Here is a 22,881-nt window from a genome sequence, read left to right as displayed (position 1 = left end):
TCCGACAAGACTTCCCGCTCGAAACTCGCAGCTCGGGGGTCGAGCTCCGGGCTTCAAGAGGGGGGTTCACTCGTTCGAGCGTACGAAGGGGCGAGGCGGGCCCGGAGCTCGATGCTTGGGATTCGAGCCCCGAGTTTCGAGCTCCGAGCCACGAGCTTCGAGGTTCGAGCGCCTTCTTCCAACCGGTTGGGAAAGAAGGGTGGTTGAGAAGACCTCCCCTACCTCCCCGACCCGTCACGGACCGCAAGTATGACTAATGGTGACAGCTTGCGACGCTGCGTCGCGACTGTCTACGGTGCGAGAACGAAGTGACCCCGACGCGGTGTTCCAACACCGGCCGGGGTCTGACCTCAAGATCGAAAGCACCGATCCCGTGGCTGATCAGAACTTTAGTCCCGCCCTGTCCGCGTCCGCAGTGTCGCCCCCGTACCCGATGGCCCATCCCGGCTACGGCAAGCGAACCGCACCGCACCAACGCCCGTCCCACGCGGATGACTTCGCGCTGCTGCCCTTCCGGGAGCAGTACGTCGCCGGGTTCATCGAGCGGCTGCCCGAGGGCGCCGCGATGAGCGTGAAGTGCCTCGCCAAACAGCTCCCGCTCTACGGGCAGCAGGCCATCAGCTCCGCGCTGACCGCGCTGTCGGTCGCCGGGCATCTGCGGCGGGTGCGGTGCGCGATCGGGGACGGTGACGAGGTGCGCTGGGTGTTCCGGACCTACTGGTCGCGGACCGCCCACGACAACGAGTGGTGGGCGGCCCACCTCGCCCCGGCGCCGGTACGGGAGCCAGCGCCCGTTTCCGTACCCGAGCCGGCGCCCGTTCCCGTACCCGAAGCTGCGCCCGTACCCGTACAGGAACCGCAGCCAGCGAGCCCCGCCGCCTCCCCCGCCTACCTCGCGCTGGCCGGGCTCGGGCGGGTCGACGCACGTCTCGCCCTCTCCGCCGCCGACTGCGCGGCCCTGGCGGCCCTGGCCGAGCGGTGGTTCGCACGCGGCGTGGACGCCGACTACCTGACCGCCGCGCTCACCGCCGGGCTGCCCGCCCGCGTCGACTCGCCGGCCGGGCTCGTCCGCCACCGCCTCACCGGCAAGATCCCGCCCGCGCTCCCCACCGCTCCCACGCCGCCGCCTGCCGGGACCCCCGTACGGCGCGTGATGATGGAGTGCACGGAATGCGGCACCCCCGGCCGCCCGGAAGCCCTCCCCGACGGCCTCTGCCAGCCCTGCCGACAGCCCGCGACACCCAGCGCCGCCCCTGTTGCCGCCCCGCCCGCCGAACGCGACGTCACCCAACTCGTCGCCGGGCTCCGCGACCTCCTCAAGGCACCGTGAGTCAGAGGCCGTGCGGGGTGTCCCCGGAACCGGTCAGGACTCCGAGGACCATCAGGATTCCGAGCGTCAGGAACAGTGCCCCGACCAGGAGAAGAATTCCGACATCGAAGATCCTTCTCCCGACGAGGTCGATTCGCGCGACGTTCGGATCGGCGGGAGAGTAGCGCACGGGGACCTCACCGCCCACGGGAAGCCGCCTGATCCCTGATGATCTGGACTGGAACGTGTGACGCCTGCCCTGCGCGTCAACGAATTCGACCACCGGGAAAGTGCCCCCGCCGTTCGGGCCGCTCGACACGTTGTGGCTGACCACCAGACCCCTGACACGCATCCCGTCGCGTCTGAGGCCGTGCTGGACGTAGGCCTCGTGTACGCCACAACAGAGCACGATGACTCCTGCTACCACCCATATCCAGACCACCACTGCCACCTTTCATGACGCGGGCTGAGGTCAGCCCCGCCAGCGCATGCCGTGCTGATGTCGCAGACGGTGGATCTCCCACCACGCCAGTGCCGTCACCGATGCCGGGCCGCCGAAGGCCGCCAGCGGTTCCAGTCCAGGCGGCAGACCGCCTGCGGCCGCCCCGCTGAACAGGGCGAACACCCAGACCGCCGCGCACGTGGTCAGCGCCGGAAGCGCCGGGTGGGCGGCCGAAAGGCTGAAGCCGTTGCGGACCGCCGGTCCGGAGGCGAAGGACACGAAGTAGACGATCCACCAGAACGGCGCCCAGAGGGCCAGCACGGGGAGGTACATGAGGAACATGGTCACTTCGGTGATGGTGTGCGGCAGCAGCGCATCCATGGTCATGAGCGTCACCACGAACAGCACCGGCACGAGCACCCAGGCGACGACATAGCCCAGGATGGGCAGACCGGCGCCCCTGAACTGCGCCCGCATGAGCAGTCGCCGCTCCCGACGGGCCACCCAGTACAGCACCGCCGCCACCAGCACCGCGCTCGCGAGCGCCAACCAGGGTGCGAGGTACAGCCGTTGCACGAACTGGTTCCAGGCATCCGACACACCGCCGTAGACAGCCAGCAGCCCGCCCGACATGGCGATGGCGACCCACGCCCGCACTCGTTGCACCTTCAGCACCGCGCGGTCCTCGACGCGTCCTTCAGGGCGGGAGGGAAAGACGCGGCGGGCGGTCCGGCGGGCGTTGCGGGCAACCAGGTAGGAGACCACCACCACCACCGTCAGCCACCACATGCACGGCACCATCAGCACCCATGCGAGGGGCCGCACGCTCCCGGGTTGCCGGCCGCCCATCAGCTCGTGCAATGAGGGCCATTCGTCCTCACGCAGCCGACGCCACAACGGCGTAAACGGCTGCGGCGTGTTGCCCGGACCTCTTGGAGGGCGGGGCGGATAGGGAGGGTAGGGAGGAGGGGAAGGCGGAGGGACAGGCGGAGGGAAAGGCGGTCGCGGACCGCGTAAGTCAGGGGCCATGTCAGTCCCTTTCACTGCGTGGGGGGAACAGTCCCTTTCAGCTTGTGGGGCAAAAGACGCGATCCGCCCGCATCCGGTTCCGGCACGCCCCGCCAGGAGCCCCCGTGCCGCCCGGGATCTCACCGCAGCGGCGGTACCTGCTGCGTCATCCCCGGTGGCTGGAGCAGGGGCGAGGGCTCGGGGCCGGGGTCATCGGTGACGACGACCCCGGCGGCCGTGTGGTCGAATCCGGCGGGCCAGCGGGTGTGTTCGCTGGCCATGGCGCCGGTCAGGCGCGCTTCGACGAGGTCGGCGGTGCTCAGGTCGGTGCCGCGCAGGTCGGCCATGCGGAGGTCGGCGCGTCGGAAGACCGCGCCGTGGGCGACGGCCTTGCGCAGGTTCGCCTCGCGCAGGTCGGTCTCGGTGAAGTCGGCGTCACGCAGGTCGGTTCGGACCAGCTTGGCGCCCCGCAGGTCGGCCAGGACGCAGCGGGCCCGGCGGAGGATCGCGGTCGTGAGGTCGGCGTGCCGCAGGTTGACCGAGACCAGGGACGTCTGGGTCAGGTTGGCGCGGTACAGGCCTGCCGCCTCCAGGCTGGTGCGGTCGAAGTTGACCTCGTGGAACCAGAGTCCGTCGCAGTCGGCCCGGCGCAAGTCGGTGATGCCGAGATTGACCCAGGACTGCTCCCGGTGCTGGCACAGCACGCCGAGCGCGGTCAGCGCCACCTGGGCGTCGGCGGCGCGGGTCTCCAGGGGCGCGATGTCGTTGATGTGCACGTCCGCCGCCGGTGATTCCGGCCCGGTGGGCGGCCAGGGCAGGTGCGTACGCAGATACGCGGCCTGGATGGAGATGATGGCCTCCCGGTCGCGGTCGGACTGCTCCGCGATCCGCCACAGCGCGTGCAGCCCGCCGATGCGCACATCCAGCTTGTCGCTGCCGAGCTGGTCGACGGCCCGGCTGAACCGGTCGGTGACGTAGCCCTCCTGGGTGGCGCGCAAACCGTCCTGGCTCACCCGCAGTTGCCGCCAGGTGGCGTACGCGCCGAAGAGCACGACCAGACCGCCGACCACCTGTAGCAGCGTCGTGCGGACATCGTTCACCGCCTTCAGCCGGTCCTCCGCCGCGACGCTCGCCCCCGCGAGATCGTGACGCACCACCACACCCGGCAGCAGGACGAACACCGCGCCCAGCACGGCGAGAACGACCAGCCCCGCCGCCACGGCCAGCAGAGCCACGGCCGCACGGCGCCTGACCCGCCCGCGGTCCGGTTCCCCCATCCCCGCCCCCATGGGCACAGGAGCCTAGGCTCCCCTCGGTAGGCGATCAAGGGGCGGCGCGGTGAGGCGGTGGCGGCCCGTCGTCGTCAGGGGCGGTCCAGGCCCCACGTCTGGAGGGCGTAGGGCCTGCCCTTCTCCTCGCCCTCGATCAGGGGGATGTCGAGCAGGCTGAAGCCCGCCCGGGTGGCGACCCCGACGCTGGCGGCGTTGTCGGCCTCCAGCTCCAGGATCACCCGGTCCGCGCCCAGCTCCTCGAAGGCGTACCCCGCCATCAGGCGTACCGCCCGTGCGGCCAGGCCGTGGCCCCGGTGGGCGGGGCCCACGGCGTAGCCCAGCTCCGTGCCCTCGGGGGCGCGTCGCAGCATCACCTCGCCGAGCGGGGCGCCGCCGTCCTCGGTGATCGCGAGCAGGATGGTCGAGCCCTCCTCCCGAAGGCGCCGGGCCTTGTCCAGGCGGGCGTGGGCGGCCTTCTCGTCGAAGGGCGAGACGATCGGGGTCCAGTGCGCGATGTCGGGGTGGTCGAACAGGTCCGGCATCGCGGTCAGGTCGGCCTCCGTCCAGTCGCGCAGGACGAGGCCCTCCCCCGTCAGCTCGATCCGGGCGGGGAAGGGGGACGTGTTACTGGTCATGGTGCGGGGCCTCCCTGGCCTGTCGGGACCGAGCAGGATATCCGGGCCCCCCGCCGCTACCAGGCGCCGTGATCGAGCAGCCCCAGCACCAGGACGGCCGCCGCCGTGGCGAGGAACACGATCCCGCCCACGATGTTCCGGGAGCCCACCCGCAGGTGCGCGTAGATCGCGCCGATGAAGTAGAGGATGAGGCCGATGGCGGCGAGGGTGCCCAGGACCGGGACGACGAGTCCGGCCAGCAGCCCCACCGTGCCCGCCGCGAGCAGCGACCCGAGGACCGGGACCCACTTGCGGTCGATGCCCTTCATGTCGGCCTGGGTCTTCGGGTAGTCGTGGCCGATCAGATAGGTGACGGCGGCGGAGCCGTTGAAGACCACGCCGAGGATGGTGAGGGTGAGGTATGCAGCGGACACGGTTTCTCCGATTCAAGGGGTAGCGCGTTGCCCGGCGCTCCCCCGCGGGAGGCCGTTTCCCTGAACGACGAAACGGATGAACCCAGTTGTGACATCGCTCCCGGACGGGCGGTGTCAGCCCAGCGCGTCCTCGATCATCGCCGCCCACTGCGTCACCACGCGGCGGCGGCGGGCCGTGTCGTCGGTGAGGACGTTGGCCAGGCCCAGACCGCGGGCCATGTCCAGGAGGCCCTGGACCGTCTCGCGTACGCCGGGGCGGTTCTCGTCGGCGTGCAGGAGGCCGACGGCGATGCGGTGGGTCTCGCGGCCGACGCGGGCCTCCAGCTCGGTGACGCGGGGGCGGAGCTGCTCCTCGTTGGAGGCGGCGACCCAGAGTTGGAGGGCGGCGCGGAAGAGCGGCCCGGTGTAGAGGTCGACGAGGGCGGCGACGACCGCCGCGCGGTCCTGGTCGGGCAGGGCCCGCAGGGCGGCGGAGCGTTCCTCCGCGACGTACTCGACGGCTGCGGTGAACAGGTCCTCGCGGGTGGGGAAATGGTGCTGGGCGGCGCCGCGCGAGACCCCGGCGCGTTCCGCGACGACTGAGACGGTGGAGCCCGCCCAGCCGTGTTCGGCCAGGCAGGAGACCGCGGCTTCCAGGAGCCGCATGCGGGTGGCCCGGCTGCGGTCCTGCTTGGGGCCCGCGCTTCTGCCCTGTGTCACCACACCCATGCGGGATCCCGTCGTTCGAGGAAGGCCGTCATCCCCTCGCGGGCCTCCTCCGAGGCGAAGAGTGCGGCGGAGCGGGCGATGAGGTCTTCCGCGTGCTGGTCGAAACTCTCCAGCACACTAGCCGTGACCAGCTCCTTCGATGCCCGCAGCCCCTGTGGGGAGGCCCGGCGCAGCCCGTCGAGCACGGGGGCCAGCGCCTCGTCCACGTCGTCGGTGGCGGCGGCCAGCGTGATGAGGGAGATCCGGGCGGCCTCCGTGGCGTCGAAGCGTTCGCCGGTGAGGTAGTAGCGGGCGGCGGCGCGCGGGTCGACGCGCGGCAGCAGGGGTATCGAGATGACGGCCGGGGCGAGGCCGAGGCGGGATTCGGTCAGCGCGAAGGTGGCGCCGGGTCCGGCCGCCGAGATGTCGCAGGCGCCGAGCAGCCCGAGCCCGCCCGCCCGGACGTGGCCGGTGACCCGGGCCACCACCGGTTTGGGCAGTGCGACGATCTGCCGCAGCAGTGCGACGAAGGCCGCCGGGTCCGCGGGGGCGGTCAGGTCGGCGCCCGCGCAGAAGGTGTTGCCGGTGTGGGTGAGGACGACGGCCCGTACGGCGTCGTCGGCCGCGCACGCGGCGAGCGCGGCCGAGAGCTCGACGACCAGCCGCGCGGAGAGCGCGTTGCGGTTGGCCGGTGAGTCCAGGGTGAGGGTGGTGATGCCGCGCTCGTGCGTGGGGGCGGCCAGCGTCATGGGGTCTTCTCCGGGGTGTCGGGGGCGGTGCGGGTCTTCTCCCGGTCGCGCAGTTCGCGGCGGAGGATCTTGCCGGACACGGCGCGCGGTACGGAGTCGATGAACTCGACCTGGCGGATCTTCTTGTACGGGGCGACGCGCTCGGTGACGTACGCCATGACGTCGTCCGCCGTGAGGTCGGCGGGGGCGACGGTCGCCCGGCGGACCAGGAAGGCCTTGGGGACCTCGTTGCCGTCCGCGTCGTACACGCCGATGACGGCGGCGTCGGCTATGGAGGCGTGACCGAGGAGCAGCGCTTCGAGTTCGGCGGGGGCGACCTGGTAGCCCTTGTACTTGATGAGTTCCTTGACCCGGTCGACGACGAACAGCCAGCCGTCCTCGTCCACCCGCCCGATGTCTCCGGTGTGCAGCCAGCCGTCGGCGTCGATCATCGCGGCGGTGGCTTCGGGGCGGCCGAGGTAGCCCTTCATCACCTGCGGGCCGCGGATCAGGATCTCGCCGTCGGTGCCGGTTCCGGCGTCCTCGCCGGGGGCGTCGAGGGAGAGGACGCGCATCTCGGTGTTGGGCAGCAGGGTGCCGACGGCGCCGGGCGGCGGGTCCTCGGCGGCCAGCGGGACGACGTGGGTGCCGGGCGACAGCTCCGTCATCCCGTACGCCTGGCGCAGGGGCGGCAGGCCGAGCCGGCGGGAGCAGGCGGCGGCCAGTCCGGCGTCGAGCGGGGCGGCGGAGCTGACGATGTACTCGATGGAGGACAGGTCGTACCGGTCGACGACCGGGTGCTTCGCGAGGGCCAGCACGATCGGCGGGGCCACGTACAGCCCGGTGATGCGGTGTGTCTCGATCGCGGTCAGGAACTGGGCGAGGTCGAAGCGCGGCAGGACGACGACGGTGGCGCCGCTGCGCAGCGGCGCGTTCATCAGGGCGGTGAGCCCGTAGATGTGGAAGAAGGGGAGCACGGCCAGGATGCGGGCTTCGGTGTCCATGGGGACGAAGGGGCGCAGCTGTTCCAGGTTGGTGGCCATGGAGCGGTGGGTGAGCATGACGCCCTTGGGGACGCCGGTGGTGCCGGAGGAGTACGGCAGCGCGGCGATGTCCTCGGCCGGGTCGATGGTGACCATCGGTTCGGGGGCGGTGGTGGTGAGCATGTCGAGGATCGAGGTGTGCCCGTCCGCGTGGTCGCAGACGAAGATCTCCTCGATGCCGCCGACGAGTTCGGCCGCGCGGCGGGCGGTGTTCAGGAGCGGGGAGGCGGTGACGATCCAGCGTGCGGAGGAGTCGCGGAGCTGGCTCGCGAACTCCTCCGCCGTGGCGAGCGGGTGGGCGGTGGTGACGGTGGCCCCGGCTCTGGTGGCGCCGAAGAAGACGGCCGGGTAGGCGATGGTGTTCGGGCTGTGCAGGGCGAGTACGTCGCCCTTGGCGAGTCCGGCGGCGGCCAGCCCGGCGGCGATCTTGCGGTGGAAGGTGTCGAGCTGCCGGTAGGTGAGCCGGCGGCTGTCGTCCGTGCCGTCGATCAGGGCGACCCTGTCTCCGAACTCCGCGGCGGCCTGGCCCAGCACCGCGTCGTGGATGGCCGTGTCGAGTGGCTGGACGTCGGGGTAGTCGCTCCGGAACACGTGCGCCATGACGGGAGTCCCTTCGGTGCGGATGGCGGGGCGGCCGCTTCGGCGGGCCGCCCCGTACGACGCGTGCGAGGTGACGTGCGACGCCGGGGCCGGGACCGGATGCGGCGGGTCCCGTACGGCGTGGAGGGACAGAATGGCTGCTGTCAGTACGACTTGGGGAGACCCAGGGACTGGTGGGATACGTAGTTCAGGATCATTTCCCGGCTGACCGGAGCGATCCGGGCCACCCGGGAGGCGGTGATCAGGGAGCCGAGGCCGTACTCGCGGGTGAGTCCGTTGCCGCCGAGGGTGTGCACGGCCTGGTCGACCGCCTTGACGCACGCCTCGCCCGCCGCGTACTTCGCCATGTTCGCGGCCTCGCCCGCCCCGGCGTCGTCCCCGTCGTCGTAGAGCCGGGCGGCCTTCTGCATCATCAGCCGGGCCAGTTCGAGTTCGATGTGGGCCTGGGCGAGGGGGTGCGCGATGGCCTGGTGGGCGCCGATGGGCTCCTTCCACACCTGGCGGGTCTTCGCGTACTCGACGGCCCGGCCCAGCGCGTAGCGGCCCATTCCGATGCCGAAGGCGGCGGTCATGATGCGCTCGGGGTTGAGTCCGGCGAACAGCTGGAGGAGGCCCGCGTCCTCGTCCCCGACGAGCGCGTCGGCGGGCAGCCGCACGTCGTCCAGGACGAGTTCGAACTGCTTCTCCGGGGCCTGGAGTTCCATGTCGATCTGCGAGCGCTGGAAGCCGGAGGCCTCGCGCGGGACGATGAAGAGGCACGGCTTGAGCCTGCCGGACCTGGCGTCCTCGGTGCGGCCGACGATGAGCGTGGCGTCGGCTATGTCGACGCCGGAGACGAAGACCTTGCGGCCGGTGAGCACCCACTCCTCGCCGTCGCGGCGGGCGGTGGTGGTGATCCGGTGCGAGTTGGAACCGGCGTCCGGCTCCGTGATGCCGAACGCCATGGTGAGGCTGCCGTCCGCGAGGCCGGGCAGCCACTGGCGCTTCTGCGCCTCGGTGCCGAATCGGGCGATGACGGTGCCGCAGATGGCGGGTGAGACGACCATCATGAGGAGCGGCGATCCGGCCGCGCCCAACTCCTCCAGCACTATGGAGAGTTCCGCCATGCCGCTGCCTCCGCCGCCGTACTCCTCGGGGAGGTTCACCCCGAGGTAGCCGAGCTTGGCGGCCTCCGCCCACAGCTCGCGGGGGTGGGCGCCGTCGCGGACGACGGACGTCATGTAGTCGCGCCCGTAGCGCTTCCCGAGGGCGGCGACGGCTGCGCGCAGGGCCTGGTGCTCTTCGGTTTCGAGGACGGTGCTCATGCGGTCTCCTCAGCGGGTTCGGACGCGTCTTCCGTGACGACGGCGAGCAGGGCGCCGACCTCCACCTGGAGGCCGGGTGCGGCGTGCAGGGCGGTGAGGGTGCCGGTGGCGGGGGCGAGGATGCGGTGCTCCATCTTCATCGCCTCCAGCCAGATCAGCGGCTGCCCGGCCTCCACGGCGGACCCGGCCGCCAGCCCCTCCGCGAGGCGGACGACGGTGCCGGGCATCGGGGCGAGCAGGGAGCCGGGTTCGGTGCGTGCGGCGGGGTCGGTGAAGCGGGGCAGGGCGGTGAAGGTGTACGAGCCGGTGGCGGTGTCCACGTACACCCGGTCGTCGTGGGCGGTAACGGCGAAGTGCCGGGTGACACCGCCGGTTTCGAGGGTGACGCGGTCGGGGCGGGCGGCGACGATCCGGAGGTCGGGGCCGGTGGTGAGCCCGTCGCGGGTGGTGCGGTAGGCGATGTCGTACTCACGGCCGTCGGGTTCGCCGCGGTAGCGGCGGAGCTGGGGCTGCGAGGGGACGTTGCGCCAGGCGCCGAGGCGGGCGGGGCCGGTTGCCGTCCTGGCGGTGGTGGTGGCTGTGCGGTGGGTGGCTGTGGCGAGGGCGGCGGCGGTCGCGGCCAGGCGGACGGCGGCCTCTTCGGGGGCGGGGGTCAGGGCGGCCAGGTGGCGTCCGTAGAAGCCGGTGTCCAGGCGGGCCGCCGCGAAGTCCGGGTGGCGCAGGGAGCGTACGAGCAGTTCGCGGTTGGTGACCGGGCCGTGCACGCGGGCGCGCTCCAGGGCCCGGGCGAGGAGGCGGACGGCTTCGGCGCGGGTGGGGGCGTGCGCGATCACCTTGGCGATCATCGGGTCGTAGTGCACGCCGATGGTGTCGCCGTCGGTGTACCCGGTGTCCAGGCGCACACCGGGCTCGTCCGGCACCTCGAACGAGAGCAGTGCTCCGGTCTGTGGCTGCCAGTCGCGCGCCGGGTCCTCCGCGTAGAGCCGGGCCTCGACGGCGTGCCCGGCGGGCTGCGGGGGATCGGCGGAGGGCAGCGGTTCGCCCTCCGCCGTACGGAGCTGGAGGGCGACCAGGTCGAGGCCGAACACGGCCTCCGTCACCGGGTGTTCGACCTGGAGGCGGGTGTTCATCTCCAGGAAGTACGGCCGCCCGTCCTCGGTGACCAGGAATTCGACGGTGCCCGCGCCCCGGTAACCGACGGCCCGTGCGGCGGCGACGGCGGCGGTGTGCAGCCGGTCGCGCAGCCCGTCGTCCAGACCGGGTGCGGGGGCCTCCTCGATGACCTTCTGGTGGCGGCGCTGGAGCGAGCAGTCGCGGGTGCCGAGCGCCCATACGCCGTCGTGCTCGTCCGCCATGACCTGGACCTCGACGTGCCGGCCGCGCTCCACGTACGGCTCCGCGAAGACCTCCCCGTCCCCGAAGGCGGACAGCGCCTCCGCCGCCGCGGCGGTCAGCTCGCCCTCCAGGTCGACCAGTTCGCGGACGATCCGCATGCCCCGCCCGCCCCCGCCGGAAGCCGCCTTGAGCAGCAGCGGCAGGTCCTCTGCGCGGGCCGCGGCCGGGTCGACGGGGGCGAGGAGCGGCACCCCGGCGGCGGCCATCAGCTCCTTGGCGCGGGTCTTGGACGCCATCAGCTCGATGGCCTTGACCGGCGGGCCCACCCAGACCAGCCCCGCGTCCCGCACGGCGCCCGCGAATCCGGCGTTCTCGGAGAGGAACCCGTACCCGGGGTGGACGGCGTCGGCGCCCGCCGCGAGGGCCGCGGCCACGACGAGATCGCCGCGCAGATACGTATCGGAGGGGGCGGACCCCGGCAGCCGTACGGCGGTGTCGGCCTCCCGCACGTGCAGCGCGCCGGCGTCCGCGTCGGAGTACACGGCGACGGTGGCGATGCCCAGCGCGCGGCAGGTGCGGAAGATCCGGCAGGCGATCTCGCCCCGGTTGGCGACAAGAAGGGTTCTGATCATGTCGGTTCCTCTCACATCCGGAAGACGCCGAAGCCGCCGCGGGCGCCCTCGACCGGTGCGGTGTGGATGGCGGACAGGCACATCCCGAGGACGGTCCTGGTGTCGCGCGGGTCGATGACCCCGTCGTCGTACAGCCGCCCGGACAGGAACATCGGCAGCGACTCGGACTCGATCTGCTGCTCCACCATGGCGCGCAGCCCGGCGTCCGCCTCGTCGTCGTACGGACGCCCCTTCGCGGCGGCGGAGGCGCGGGCGACGATGGAGAGCACCCCGGCCAGCTGCTGCGGGCCCATGACGGCGGACTTGCTGCCCGGCCAGGCGAAGAGGAAGCGCGGGTCGTACGCCCTGCCGCACATGCCGTAGTGCCCGGCGCCGTAGGAGGCGCCCATCAGGACGGACAGGTGCGGGACCTTCGAGTTGGACACCGCGTTGATCATCATCGCGCCGTGCTTGATGATGCCGCCCTGTTCGTACTCCTTGCCGACCATGTAGCCGGTGGTGTTGTGCAGGAAGAGGAGCGGGATGTCGCGCTGGTTCGCGAGCTGGATGAACTGCGCCGCCTTCTGCGACTCCTCGCTGAACAGCACGCCCTGCGCGTTGGCGAGGATGCCGACGGGGTAGCCGTGCAGCCGGGCCCAGCCGGTGACCAGGCTGGTCCCGTAGAGCGGTTTGAACGCGTCGAAGTCCGAGCCGTCGACCAGCCGGGCGATGACCTCGCGCGGGTCGAAGGGCACCTTCAGGTCGCCGGGGACGATGCCGATCAGCTCGTCCTCGTCGTACTTGGGAGGCTCCGCCGGGCCCGGATCCGCGTGCGCCTTGCGCCAGTTGAGGCGGGCGACGATCCGGCGGGCCTGGCGCAGCGCGTCCTGCTCGTCGGCGGCGAAGTGGTCGGCGAGACCGGAGGTGCGGGCGTGCATCTCGGCGCCGCCGAGCGATTCGTCGTCGCTCTCCTCGCCGGTCGCCATCTTCACCAGCGGCGGGCCGCCGAGGAAGACCTTGGACCGCTCCTTGATCATCACGGTGTGGTCGGACATCCCGGGGACGTACGCCCCGCCCGCCGTGGAGTTCCCGAAGACGACCGCCACGGTCGGGATACCGGCGGCGGAGAGCCGGGTGAGGTCGCGGAAGAGCGCCCCGCCGGGGATGAAGATCTCCTTCTGGGAGGGGAGGTCGGCCCCGCCCGACTCGACCAGGCTGATGACGGGCAGCCGGTTGGCGAAGGCGATCTCGTTGGCGCGCAGGGCCTTCTTCAGGGTCCAGGGGTTGGAGGCGCCGCCGCGTACGGTCGGGTCGTTGGCGGTGATCAGGCACTCGACGCCCTCGACCACGCCGATCCCCGTGACGAGCGAGGCGCCGACCGTGTAATCGCTGCCCCAGGCGGCGAGCGGCGACAGCTCCAGGAACGGGGTGTCCCGGTCCACGAGAAGTTCGATGCGCTCGCGGGCCAGCAGCTTGCCGCGCGAGCGGTGCCGCTCGACGTACTTCTCGCCGCCGCCCTCCAGCGCCTTGGCGTGCGCGGCGTCGAGTTCGGTGAGCTTGTCGAGCATCGCCGCCCGGTTCGCGGCGTATTCGGGGCTCGCGGTGTCGAGCCCGGTGGGCAGGACGGTCATGCGTGCACCTCCGGTGCGCTCTCCAGCAGGGCCACGGGTATCTCCAAGTGACGGGAGCGGAGCCACTCCCCCAGCGCCTTGGCCTGCGGGTCGAACCGGTGCTGGGCGGCGACGCCCTCACCGAGCAGCCCGTGGACGGTGAAGTTCAGGGCGCGCAGGTTCGGCAGGACATGGCGTACGACGGTGAGCGGTGCGGTCTCCGGGAGGAGTTCCCGGAAGCGCTCGACGGTCAGCTCGTGGGCCAGCCACCGCCATGCCGCCTCGCTCCGCACCCACACCCCCACGTTCGCGTCCCCGCCCTTGTCGCCGCTGCGGGCGCCCGCGAGGAGCCCGAGCGGCGCGCTGCGGGTGGGCCCCGCGTCCAACGGCTGCGGCAGCGGCGGCTGTTCGGTTTCCGCGAGGGCGAGCGTCCAAGCGGGCGGTTCCTGCGCCTCGCGCCGCCCGTCGGGCAGCACCGCGAGGTGCGTGACCTCCCCGGCCGGTACGTACCGGGCCTCGAACACCCCGTAGGGCGCGCCCTTTCCGGGCGGGGCGGTGACGTGGAAGCCGGGGTAGCTGCCGAGGGCCAGCTCGATCGCGGCGCCGGACAGGGCCCGCCCGACGGCGTCCGGATCCTGGTCGCGGACGACGAGCCTGAGCAGGGCGCTCGCCGTCTCCTCGGTCGCGGCGTCGGCCCGGTCGGTGCGGGCCGGCTCCCAGCGCACCTCGGCCGGCTGCTTTCCGGCGCGGGCGAACGCGTCCGCGATCTGGTCCCGGACGAGCCGTTCCTTGGCCTCGATATCGAGACCGGTGAGGACGAAGACGACCTCGTTGCGCCAGCCGCCGAGCCGGGTCAGCCCGGCCTTGAGGGTGGGCGGCGGGGCCTCGCCCCGCACCCCGGAGATCCTGACCCGGTCGGGGCCGTCGGTGGACAGCCGTACGGTGTCGAGCCGGGCGGTGACGTCGGGCCCCGCGTACCGGGCGCCGCCGGTCTCGTACAGCAGTTGGGCGGTGACGGTGCCGAGGTCGACGACGCCGCCGGTGCCGTCGTGCTTGGTGATGACGGAGGTGCCGTCGGCGTGTATCTCGGCTATGGGGAAGCCGGGGCGGCGGATGTCGTGGTCGCGGAAGAAGGAGTAGTTCCCGCCGGTCGCCTGGGTGCCGCACTCCAGCACGTGCCCGGCGACGACCGCCCCGGCGAGCGCGTCGTGGTCGTCCGGCCCCCAGCCGAAGTGGGCGGCGGCGGGGCCGGTGACGAGCGCCGCGTCGGTGACCCGCCCGGTGACGACGACGTCGGCACCGGCCCGCAGACAGGCGGCGATGCCCGCGCCGCCGAGGTAGGCGTTGGCGGTGAGATACCCGTCGGGCACGGGGAGGCTGTCGCCCTCGACGTGGGCGACGCGCACCGGGACGCCCACCTTGTCGGCCAACTCCCTTACTGCGTCCGCCAGTCCGGCCGGGTTGAGGCCGCCCGCGTTGGCGACGATCCGTACTCCGCGCTCGTGGGCGAGCCCGAGGCCCTCCTCCAGCTGGCGCAGGAAGGTGGTGGCGTAGCCGCGCGAGGGGTCCTTGAGCCGGCCGCGGCCGAGGATGAGCATGGTCAGCTCGGCGAGATAGTCGCCGGTGAGGACGTCGAGGGGGCCGCCGGTGAGCATCTCGCGCACGGCGTCGAAGCGGTCGCCGTAGAACCCGGAGGCGTTGCCGATCCGCAGCGGCGAGGGGTACGCGTCCGTCCCCGAGGTCATGCGCCGCTCCCGCGCTGCGGGGCGCGTCCAGGACCGGCGGGCCCGGCGAAGGCCTGCGCGATGCCCAGCCACACCTCCGCGTCGGGTCCCTCGGCCCGTACGGCGAGGTCGTCGCGGTGGGCGCGCTGGGTGACGAGCAGGCAGAAGTCGTGCAGCGGCCCGGTGACCCGCTGGCCGGCGTCCTCCGGCCCGTACGCGATCAACTCGCCTCCGGGCCCTTCCAGTTCCACCCGGAACTCCTCACCGGGTGCCGGGATGCCCCGTACCAGGAAGGCGTAGTCCCGCGCCCGTACCCCGATCCGCGCCACGTGCCGCAGCCGGGCGGTGGGGGTGCGGGTGACGCCGAGCGCGTCGGCCACGTCCTGACCGTGCGCCCAGGTCTCCATGAGGCGGCCTGTCGCCATGGAGGCGACGCTCATCGGCGGCCCGTACCAGGGGAAACGGGTCCCGGCGGGGGCCGAGCGCAGGGCCTCCTGGAGCCGCTGCCGCCCGTCGCGCCAGTGGGTCAGCAGGGCGGGCGGCGCGTACGCCGCCACCACCTCGGCGGCGGCCTCGTCGACGAAGCCCTCCGGATCCCGCGCCGCCTTCGCGACCTCCTCCCCGAACTGCTCCGGTTCGGTGACGGAGAGCAGCGCCACCTCGTCGGTCCAGCTCAGATGGGCCACCTGGTGGGCGACGGTCCACCCTGCGGCGGGCGTCGCGCCCGCCCACTGCGGGGCGCTCAACCCGGCTACCAGCAGGTCGAGTTCCTCGCTCTCGCTGCGCAGATCGTCGAGCACGGCTGAGGCATCGGACACGGTGCGCTCCCCTCGGGGCGTGGCGGTGTGCCCCGGAGCCTGCCAGCGGGACAGAAAACAATCAAGCGTGCTTGCATGGTTTCTCCGGATCGGGTCGTCACCCGGTCCGGGGCGGCACCGATCTCCACCTCTCGTTCCACCCATGGGTCCAGGTGCGAGAGACCGTGCGGCAGCAGTCTTGAGGGCATGACAACCACCGACTGGATCACCGACATCGCCCTCGTCCTGGTCGTCTTCCGGCAGCTGCGGGAAGGCCGGCTGGACCTCAAGACCTTCCTGATCCCGCTGGGGATCGTGGCCTTCGTGGCGCACTCGTACCTCCACAGCGTGCCCACGGCGGGCAACGACCTGGTGCTGATCGGCGCGCTGATGGCCGTCGGCGCGGCCCTCGGCATCGCCGGCGGCGTCTACACCCGGATCCGGGCCGTGGGCGAGCACCTCCTGATCAAGGCCGGCGTGATCTCCGCGGTTCTGTGGGTGCTCGGCATGGGCGCCCGCATGGGCTTCCAGATCTGGGTCTCGCACGGCGGGGGCGCGGACGACGTGGCGCGGTTCAGCATCGCCCACCACATCACCACGGATCAGGCCTGGGTCGCCGCCTTCGTCCTGATGGCGCTCACCGAGGTCATCACGCGGCTCGCCACGATCTTCGTCCGGAGCCGGATGGTCGACCGGACCGGTGCCGCCGGTACGGCGAAGCGGCCCGCTTCCGCTCCCGCGCCCGCCCTCGACCGTTCGGTCCGGCCGTGACCTCTCGACCGTACGGCCCGGCCGTGAGCTATGGTCACGCCGTGCCCGAAGCACCGAGCGCCCCCGAAGACCGGAACGGGCCCACCGCGCAGAACGCCCCCGGGCCGGGCCTCCCCCCGCAGGGGAGGCCCGGCCCCCGGCCCGTCGCCGTTCAGGACCCCCGTGTGCAGTGGGTCCTGACCCTGTTCGTCATCGCCACCGCCTTCGCGACGGTCCGCCCGCTGGGGCTGAGCGGCCGGGGTCTCGCGGTCACCGTGCTCCTCGTGGTCAACTCCCTCGCGCTGGTGGCCCGGCATCTGCCGGAGACCAAGGTCCCGCCCCGCGCGTCCCTGATCTGGCTGACCCTCGCCATCGCCGCCGCGGCCGCCCTGATCGGCGTCAGCCGCAGCGGTTCGAGCTACCTCTTCGCGTACTTCCTGGTGGGCCACGCCGGATTCCGGCTGCCGGTGAAACAGGCCGTCAGCCTCGCGGCGCTGAGCAGCCTGCTGTGCGGCGGCGTCCTGTACTTCCACCTCGGCCCCGGCCACCACCTGCTGCCCTGGGCCCTCGGGCTGACCACCGGCGCCCCGGTCGTGATGGGCATCGTCAACCGCAGCCGCCAGCGCGCCGTCTGGGCGGTGATCGACGCCGCCGAATCGTCCGAGCGGGCCGCCCGCGCCGAGGCCCAGGCCGCCGTCCTGACCGAGCGCGGACGGATCGCCCGCGACGTGCACGACGTCCTCGCCCACTCGCTGGCCGGCATCAACATGCAGCTGGAGCTCGCGGACGCGCTGATCGAGGCGGGCGACCTGGAGAAGGTCCGGGAGGCGAACCGGAAGGCGCACAGCCTGGTCAGGCAGAGCCTGGAACAGGCCCAGTGGACCGTGCACGCGCTCCGCGAGGACGCCCTGCCCCTGGTCGGGAGCCTGACCGCGCTGATCGACTCCTCCGGCCACCGCGATGCCCTCACCGTCAACGGGACCGTCCGCGACGTGCCGTCCCGGATCACCCAGAACCTGCTGCGGATCGCCCAGGAGTCGCTGACCAACGCCGCGCGGCACGCACCCGGCGGCGAGGTCCGCGTGGAGCTGACGTTCGACGCCGCGTCGACGACACTGAAGGTCCGCAACAGTCCGGCGACCCGTGCGGTGCGCGTGGGCGTCGGCAGCGGGATGGGACTGATCGGCATGCGGGAGAGGGTCGCCCTGCTGGGCGGAACGATCACCGCGGGGCCGGTCACCGAAGGACCGGCCGCAGGCGGCTGGCAGGTGGAGGCAGTGATTCCGGAATGACCGAACCGACACAGGGCACCCAGCCGTTGCGGGTGGTCGTCGCCGACGACCAGGCCGCCGTGCGCGAGCCCCTGGCCGCCGTCCTCGGCCTGGCAGAGGACATCGAGGTCGTCGCGGCCGCCGCCGACGGTACCGAGGTGCTCGCCGCGGTCGCCGCGGGACCGGTGGACGTGGTCCTCATGGACCTGCGGATGCCCGTCATGGACGGCACCGAGACGACCCGGCGGCTCACCGACGAGCACCCGGACGTGGCCGTCGTCGTCCTGACCACCTTCGCCGACGACGACTCGATCCTGGCCGCGCTGAGCGCGGGGGCCCGCGGCTACCTCACCAAGAACGCGGGGCGCCAGGACATCACCCGCGCGATCCGCGCCGCCGCGGCGGGCCAGTCCGTGCTCGACCGCGAGGTCCAGGACCGCCTCCTCGCCACCGTCCGCACCAGACCCACGGCACCGGGGCGGACACTGCCCGCCGACATCACGCCCCGCGAACGCGAGGTCCTCACCCTCATCGGCCAGGGCCTGCCGAACCGGGCGATCGCGGAGAAGCTCTTCATCAGCGAGGCGACGGTGAAGACGCACATCAACAACCTGTTCGCCAAGGCGGACATCAAGGACCGCGCCGACGCGGTGCGCCGCGCGATCGGAGCGGGCCTGGCCTGACGACCCGGCCCGGCTTCGCCGGTCAGCTCGCCGGTGCGGCGACCATGCCTTCGATCTCCTTGAGCACCAGGTCGGGGCGGTCCTTGGGGACGTCGTGGGAACTGCCCTCCGCGGTGACGAGCGTCCGGCCGGGCCCGCTCTTCGCGAACGTGGCGGCGGCGTCGCGCCAGCGCTGGGCGTCCACCGGGGACGCTTCGAGCGGGGTCTTCTCCGAGACGATGACGGTGGCGGGCACCGCGTCCGGCCAGACGACCTTGTGGAAGGCCCGGTGCGTCGGGACGTAGTTCTCCGCGGTGGACAGGAGCTGGCGGTTCCGGGGGTCGTCGGGGTTCTTCTTCGCGGCGTCGACCTGCGGCCGGCTCGCCGCCACGAGACGGGCGATCTCCTCGTCCGTGAAGAGCGGGGGCAGATTCGCGTCGACCAGGACGGCGCCCGAGAGCATCCTCGGGTTCTCCTCGGCGAAGTAGTTCGCGATCTCCCCGGCCTGGGAGTGGGACACCAGGGTCACGTTCCGGGTGACGCCCAGTTGCTCCAGCCCCGCCTTGAGGTCGCCGACCGCGCTCTCCACCTTCCACGGCCCCGGCACGACCTCGCTCCTGCCGAGACCGGCCCGGTCGTACGTGATGACGGTGGCGCCGGTGTCCGCGTGGAGCCTGGGGACGAGGGCGTTCCAGTACGAGGAGTCCTCGCCGCCGCCCGAGTCCAGGACGATCGTGCGGCCGTTGCCCGGCGTGACGTGGAAGGCCACGCGGTGACCGTCGTTGGTGATCATGCGCAGCTTGGACGCACCCGCCCGGTCGGCCGCCGGCGAGGCGGAGTGCTCGGGGGCGGGGTCCTTGGGGGCCGGGTCGCTCGCGCCGCAGGCGGTGACGGCCCCGGCGGTCAGGGTCAGCAGGGCGAGGGCCGACAGAGCGCGGTAAGCGGACCGGTGCTTCGGGGAAAGGCGCGACATGGCTGATCCTTCGGGGACTTGAGGTGCGGGGCTGCTTGTGGGTCCAATCATTCGGAAACGCGGCAGGCCGAAGAATCCGCCTGACATGCCTGTCGGCGGTGGCGTTGAAGCCAGTGAGCACGCGGGGGATAACCCCCGAAGACGATCACTCGACGCGCTGTCCGGCAGCTCCGTACCCCGTGCGAGCCACACGGGGTACGCACGCGAGAGGAGGTGGGGCTGCCCTTTCTACTGCCCCCGGGACGCCGCCTCGGCCGTCTTCGCCGTGGTGCCGGCGCCGTCCAGAGCCTCGCGACCCCCTGCCCGGCTCGTGGCCGGCGGAGTGCTCGGGCGGGTGGCTCAGGCAGGCCTGCCGGCCGGGCCGCCGACGAGGACCGACCAGCCGCCGTCGACCCGCAGCGTCGTACCGGTGGCCACGGCGAGTACGGGGTCGGCGGCCAGTGCCACCGCGGCGGCGACGTCGTCCGGCTCCAGCATCCGGCCCAGCACGGACTCGCGGGAGAGGAGGGCGCCGCGCTCGCCGGTCAGGACTTCTGCGGTGGCGGGCGTCCTGACTGCCCCGGGGGCGACGACGAGCACGCTGACGCCGTCGCGCGCGCTCTCCGCGGCGATGTGCCGGGCGAAGGTGGCCAGGGCGGATTTCGCGGTGCCGTGCGCGAGTCGGCCTTCGCCGACGTAGTCCGCCGCGGTGCTGCCGATGTAGATGATCCGGCCCGCGCCCCGCGCCCTCATCGGCACGAGGACGCGCTTGGTGATGTGGAAGGCACCGGCCAGCTCGCCGGTCACCTTGGCCGCGAAGTCCGCCCAGGACAGGTCCGTCAGCGCGGCGAAGGGCGGCGGAGCGGTGTTGGCGGCCGCGACTACAGTGTCGATCCGCCCGTGGGCGGCGAGAATCCCGCTGACCAGTTCGTCGACGGCGGCCGGGTCGGTGACGTCGGCCCCGGCGCTTGACGCGCTGCCGCCCGCAGCCTCGATGGCACGCACGGTTTCGGCCGCGTCGGCTTCACCGGTCCGGTAGTTGACGATCACGTGGTGACCGCGCGTTCCGAGCTGCCGAGCGATGGCCGCCCCCAGGCCGCGCGCGGCGCCGGTGACGAGTGTGGTCGGTTTCATGCTTCCTCCCCAGGTCTTGAGCAGGTCGCTAACCTAAGGAGAGCGCAGATGCGGCGGAAGGCGCTCACCACGTGGTGCGGTGCTCACCCGACGGTGAGCGCGCAGTCCAGGAGCCCGGGAGAGACGTGATGGGTGACGTGTTCCACAAGGACTGCCCGGCGCGCGAGGTGCTGGGGCACCTCGCCGGCCGGTGGACGATGCTGATCCTCACGGCACTGCTGGCCGAACCGCTCCGCTATCACGAGCTGCGCACGGTGGTCGCGGGTATCAGCGACAAGAGCCTCGCGGCCACCCTCCGCTCACTCCAGCAGGACGGCCTGGTGCACCGTCGGGTCGGCACGGGACAGCCGCCGTCCGTGACGTATTCGGTCACCGAGCTGGGCCGCGGAGCGGCGGCCGCGCTGGACCCGCTGCTGCGCTGGATCCGTGCCAACGCGGCGGACATCACGGCACGCCGCGAGACCTGACCGGCCCCGGTCGCGCCCAGGTGGAGCGAGCCCCGAGAACTCCCGGCAGCGCTCAGGACTCCCGGGCGGGAGGCCGCCCGCCGCCCGGCTTCCGCCGGCCCCCCACCTGGCTGCGCACCGCGCCCATGCTCGCCCCGATGACCAAGGCGATGGCCAGGGCGTCCGTGGTGGAGAGCGCCTGGTCGAGGATGAGGAAACCGGCCGTGGCCGCGATGGCGGGTTCCAGGCTCATCAGGATCGCGAAGGTGGGGGCGGGCAGCCTGCGCAGCGCCATGAGTTCGAGGGTGTACGGGAGGACGGAGCTGAGCACCGCGACGGCCGCGCCCAGCCCGAGCGTGCTGGGCACCAGGAGCTTCGAGCCGGACTCCATGATGCCGAGCGGGAGCGAGAGCAGGGCGGCCACCACCATGGCCATGGCCAGTCCGTCGGCCTGCGGGAAGCGGCGGCCGGTGCGGGCGCTGAAGATGATGTACGTCGCCCACATCGCCCCCGCGCCGAGCGCGTACGCGGCGCCCACCGGGTCGAGCCGGTCGAAGCCGCCGCCGCTGAGCAGCAGGACACCGCCCAGGGCGAGGGCCGCCCAGACCACGTTGACCAGGCGGCGCGAGGCGAACACCGACAGGGCGAGCGGGCCGAGCACCTCCAGGGTGACGGCCGCGCCGAGCGGGATGCGGTCGGCGGCCTGGTAGAAGAGCGTGTTCATGGCGCCCATCGCGACGCCGAAGGTGAGCACCGTGCCCCAGTCGGCCCGCGAGTGGCCGCGCAGCTTGGGACGGCAGACGACGAGCATGACGAGCGCGGCGGCGGCGAGGCGCAGCGTGACGACTCCGAGGGCGCCGGCCTTCGGCATCAGCAGGACCGCGACCGCCGCGCCGAACTGCACGGAGAGGCCGCCCGCGACCACCAGCGCGACCGGGGCGAGCGCGGCTCCGCGCCCTCCGGCGGGGGCCGGGCCGCCCGGCTCACCGAGGGCGGTGACCGCCTCCGGTACGGAGACTGCGGCGGCCGATTCTGCGGCGGTGCCCTGGTCGTTCACCTGTGGCCTGACTTCCTTGGATCACGGTACGCGAGGCAAGTGCAATATGCTGCACTGCCCAATTGAAGATACTGCACTCACCTCGTGCAGCCCATCCCCTTACCGTAGGCACCTCCGCGTGGCGCGTGAAATGCCGACTGGTCTCCCGTTATGCTCCCGGCGCATGAGTACAGGACAGGGCGCGGACGGTGCGGACCGGAGCGCCGGACGCGGTGTCGAAGTCCGCCATCTGCGCGCGTTCCTCGCCGTGGCCGACGAATCCAGCGTGACCCGGGCCGCCGCCCGGCTCAGGCTCACCCAGCCCGCCGTCTCCCGCACCCTGGCCGCCCTTGAACGGCACCTCGGCATCCGGCTCGTCGACCGCTCCACCCACCACCTGGCCCTCACCCCCGAAGGCGTCGCCTTCCGCGACAAGGCGGCCGCCGCCGTGGCCGCCTTCGACGCGGCGCTCGACCCGGAGGGACTGCGCGGCCGGCCGCTGCGGCTCGGGCACGCTTGGTCCGCGTTCGGCCGCTACACCACACCGCTGCTCCGTGGCTGGCAGGAGCGATATCCGCAGACCCCGCTGGAACTGCGCCGCATCGACGACCGCACCGCCGGACTGGCCCGGGGCGAGGTCGACGCGGCCCTGCTGCGCGGCCCGGTCGAGACACCCGGTCTCGTCACGGAGGTGCTGTACGTGGAGGAGCGGGTGGCCGCCGTGGCGGCCGACGGCCCCCTCGCCGGCCGCGCCACCCTCCGGCTGGCCGATCTGGCGACCGGCACCGTCGTCCTGAACACCGTCTCCGGCACCACCACCCCCGACCTGTGGCCGCCGGGCGCCCGCCCCGCCGCCACCCTCACGGTCGCCAACACCGACGACTGGCTGACCGCCATCGCGGCGGGGCGCGGCACCGGGGTGTCGGCCGCCTCGACGGCGACCATGCACCCGCACGCCGGGGTCACCTACCGCCCGCTCACCGACGCGCCGACCGTCCCGGTGCTCCTCGCCCGCCGCGACGCACCCGGCCATCCGGCGCTGGCCGATCTCGCGTCGCTGGCCCGGGAGATCGTGGGGCGGGACACCGGCCGGTGAGGGCATGCCCACCGCGC

At 72.7% G+C, this 22,881-nt stretch carries 22 protein-coding genes; 6 read left to right on the top strand and 16 right to left on the bottom strand.

Annotation, left to right across the window (positions count from 1 at the left end):
- Positions 1-373 precede the first annotated feature (373 nt).
- Positions 374-1,330 (top strand): MarR family transcriptional regulator, encoded by a 957-nt coding sequence (locus ACFVQ0_RS08540; RefSeq protein WP_390085926.1) that lies wholly within the window; start codon positions 374-376, stop codon positions 1,328-1,330.
- 1 nt (position 1,331) lies between these two features.
- On the opposite strand, the gene ACFVQ0_RS08535 is transcribed toward ACFVQ0_RS08540, so the two are convergent.
- The 13 genes from ACFVQ0_RS08535 to ACFVQ0_RS08475 all read right to left on the bottom strand — a co-directional run bounded on the left by ACFVQ0_RS08535 (position 1,332) and on the right by ACFVQ0_RS08475 (position 15,538).
- A complete protein-coding gene (locus ACFVQ0_RS08535) occupies positions 1,332-1,751 on the bottom strand; it encodes a DUF3592 domain-containing protein (protein ID WP_390085924.1) in 420 nt (139 codons plus the stop codon).
- Positions 1,752-1,781: 30 nt separating this feature from the next.
- Complete coding sequence (locus ACFVQ0_RS08530) at positions 1,782-2,540, bottom strand: hypothetical protein (protein WP_390085922.1); 759 nt, start codon at positions 2,538-2,540, stop codon at positions 1,782-1,784.
- Positions 2,541-2,899: 359 nt separating this feature from the next.
- The gene (locus ACFVQ0_RS08525; protein ID WP_390085920.1) at positions 2,900-4,036 is read right to left on the bottom strand and encodes a pentapeptide repeat-containing protein; all 1,137 of its coding nucleotides are present in this window, start codon (positions 4,034-4,036) and stop codon (positions 2,900-2,902) included.
- A gap of 86 nt (positions 4,037-4,122) precedes the next feature.
- Positions 4,123-4,665, bottom strand: coding sequence for a GNAT family N-acetyltransferase (locus tag ACFVQ0_RS08520; protein WP_390085919.1), 543 nt, complete (start codon positions 4,663-4,665; stop codon positions 4,123-4,125).
- Positions 4,666-4,721: 56 nt separating this feature from the next.
- Entirely contained in the window at positions 4,722-5,078 is a 357-nt protein-coding gene (locus tag ACFVQ0_RS08515; protein ID WP_390085917.1) for a DoxX family protein, read from the bottom strand.
- A gap of 114 nt (positions 5,079-5,192) precedes the next feature.
- Positions 5,193-5,786, bottom strand: a complete 594-nt coding sequence (locus tag ACFVQ0_RS08510; protein WP_390085916.1) for a TetR/AcrR family transcriptional regulator — start codon at positions 5,784-5,786, stop codon at positions 5,193-5,195.
- Positions 5,774-6,514, bottom strand: coding sequence for an enoyl-CoA hydratase family protein (locus ACFVQ0_RS08505; protein ID WP_390085914.1), 741 nt, complete (start codon positions 6,512-6,514; stop codon positions 5,774-5,776). Before ACFVQ0_RS08505 ends, ACFVQ0_RS08510 begins: the two co-directional genes overlap by 13 nt.
- Entirely contained in the window at positions 6,511-8,136 is a 1,626-nt protein-coding gene (locus ACFVQ0_RS08500; protein WP_390085913.1) for a 4-coumarate--CoA ligase family protein, read from the bottom strand. Before ACFVQ0_RS08500 ends, ACFVQ0_RS08505 begins: the two co-directional genes overlap by 4 nt.
- A gap of 143 nt (positions 8,137-8,279) precedes the next feature.
- Complete coding sequence (locus ACFVQ0_RS08495; RefSeq protein ID WP_390085911.1) at positions 8,280-9,440, bottom strand: acyl-CoA dehydrogenase family protein; 1,161 nt, start codon at positions 9,438-9,440, stop codon at positions 8,280-8,282.
- Positions 9,437-11,407 (bottom strand): acetyl/propionyl/methylcrotonyl-CoA carboxylase subunit alpha, encoded by a 1,971-nt coding sequence (locus tag ACFVQ0_RS08490; RefSeq protein ID WP_390085909.1) that lies wholly within the window; start codon positions 11,405-11,407, stop codon positions 9,437-9,439. Before ACFVQ0_RS08490 ends, ACFVQ0_RS08495 begins: the two co-directional genes overlap by 4 nt.
- 11 nt (positions 11,408-11,418) lie before the next feature.
- Positions 11,419-13,017 carry an acyl-CoA carboxylase subunit beta gene (locus ACFVQ0_RS08485; RefSeq protein ID WP_390085907.1) on the bottom strand — a complete coding sequence of 533 codons (1,599 nt, stop codon included), beginning with the start codon at positions 13,015-13,017 and terminating at the stop codon, positions 11,419-11,421.
- Positions 13,014-14,741, bottom strand: a complete 1,728-nt coding sequence (locus ACFVQ0_RS08480; protein ID WP_390085905.1) for an acyclic terpene utilization AtuA family protein — start codon at positions 14,739-14,741, stop codon at positions 13,014-13,016. The genes ACFVQ0_RS08485 and ACFVQ0_RS08480 overlap by 4 nt, the downstream gene beginning before the upstream one ends.
- Entirely contained in the window at positions 14,738-15,538 is an 801-nt protein-coding gene (locus tag ACFVQ0_RS08475; protein ID WP_390085904.1) for a TIGR03084 family metal-binding protein, read from the bottom strand. Before ACFVQ0_RS08475 ends, ACFVQ0_RS08480 begins: the two co-directional genes overlap by 4 nt.
- Positions 15,539-15,724: 186 nt before the next feature.
- On the opposite strand from ACFVQ0_RS08475, the gene ACFVQ0_RS08470 reads away from it, so the two are divergent.
- The 3 genes from ACFVQ0_RS08470 (at position 15,725) to ACFVQ0_RS08460 (ending at position 18,221) form a co-directional block, all read left to right on the top strand.
- Positions 15,725-16,288, top strand: a complete 564-nt coding sequence (locus ACFVQ0_RS08470) for a hypothetical protein (RefSeq protein ID WP_390085902.1) — start codon at positions 15,725-15,727, stop codon at positions 16,286-16,288.
- Positions 16,289-16,452: 164 nt separating this feature from the next.
- Complete coding sequence (locus ACFVQ0_RS08465) at positions 16,453-17,559, top strand: sensor histidine kinase (RefSeq protein WP_390087713.1); 1,107 nt, start codon at positions 16,453-16,455, stop codon at positions 17,557-17,559.
- Positions 17,556-18,221 carry a response regulator gene (locus ACFVQ0_RS08460; protein WP_390085900.1) on the top strand — a complete coding sequence of 222 codons (666 nt, stop codon included), beginning with the start codon at positions 17,556-17,558 and terminating at the stop codon, positions 18,219-18,221. The genes ACFVQ0_RS08465 and ACFVQ0_RS08460 overlap by 4 nt, the downstream gene beginning before the upstream one ends.
- Before the next feature lie 22 nt (positions 18,222-18,243).
- On the opposite strand, the gene ACFVQ0_RS08455 is transcribed toward ACFVQ0_RS08460, so the two are convergent.
- Positions 18,244-19,173, bottom strand: a complete 930-nt coding sequence (locus tag ACFVQ0_RS08455; RefSeq protein WP_390085898.1) for an alpha/beta fold hydrolase — start codon at positions 19,171-19,173, stop codon at positions 18,244-18,246.
- A 339-nt stretch (positions 19,174-19,512) separates the two neighbouring features.
- Complete coding sequence (locus ACFVQ0_RS08450; RefSeq protein ID WP_390085897.1) at positions 19,513-20,286, bottom strand: SDR family oxidoreductase; 774 nt, start codon at positions 20,284-20,286, stop codon at positions 19,513-19,515.
- A 128-nt stretch (positions 20,287-20,414) separates the two neighbouring features.
- On the opposite strand from ACFVQ0_RS08450, the gene ACFVQ0_RS08445 reads away from it, so the two are divergent.
- The gene (locus tag ACFVQ0_RS08445; RefSeq protein ID WP_390085896.1) at positions 20,415-20,753 is read left to right on the top strand and encodes a winged helix-turn-helix transcriptional regulator; all 339 of its coding nucleotides are present in this window, start codon (positions 20,415-20,417) and stop codon (positions 20,751-20,753) included.
- A gap of 52 nt (positions 20,754-20,805) precedes the next feature.
- Here ACFVQ0_RS08445 and ACFVQ0_RS08440 read toward each other — a convergent pair whose 3' ends face one another.
- The gene (locus tag ACFVQ0_RS08440; protein WP_390085894.1) at positions 20,806-21,789 is read right to left on the bottom strand and encodes a DMT family transporter; all 984 of its coding nucleotides are present in this window, start codon (positions 21,787-21,789) and stop codon (positions 20,806-20,808) included.
- Positions 21,790-21,952: 163 nt separating this feature from the next.
- On the opposite strand from ACFVQ0_RS08440, the gene ACFVQ0_RS08435 reads away from it, so the two are divergent.
- Positions 21,953-22,864 carry a LysR family transcriptional regulator gene (locus ACFVQ0_RS08435; RefSeq protein WP_390085892.1) on the top strand — a complete coding sequence of 304 codons (912 nt, stop codon included), beginning with the start codon at positions 21,953-21,955 and terminating at the stop codon, positions 22,862-22,864.
- Positions 22,865-22,881: the final 17 nt, after the last annotated feature.

It is taken from the genome of Streptomyces sp. NPDC057900 (assembly GCF_042887885.1).
Taxonomy (GTDB): domain Bacteria; phylum Actinomycetota; class Actinomycetes; order Streptomycetales; family Streptomycetaceae; genus Streptomyces.
Note: the sequence above shows the minus strand (reverse complement) of the source record. Positions and strands in the feature narration are given on the sequence as shown.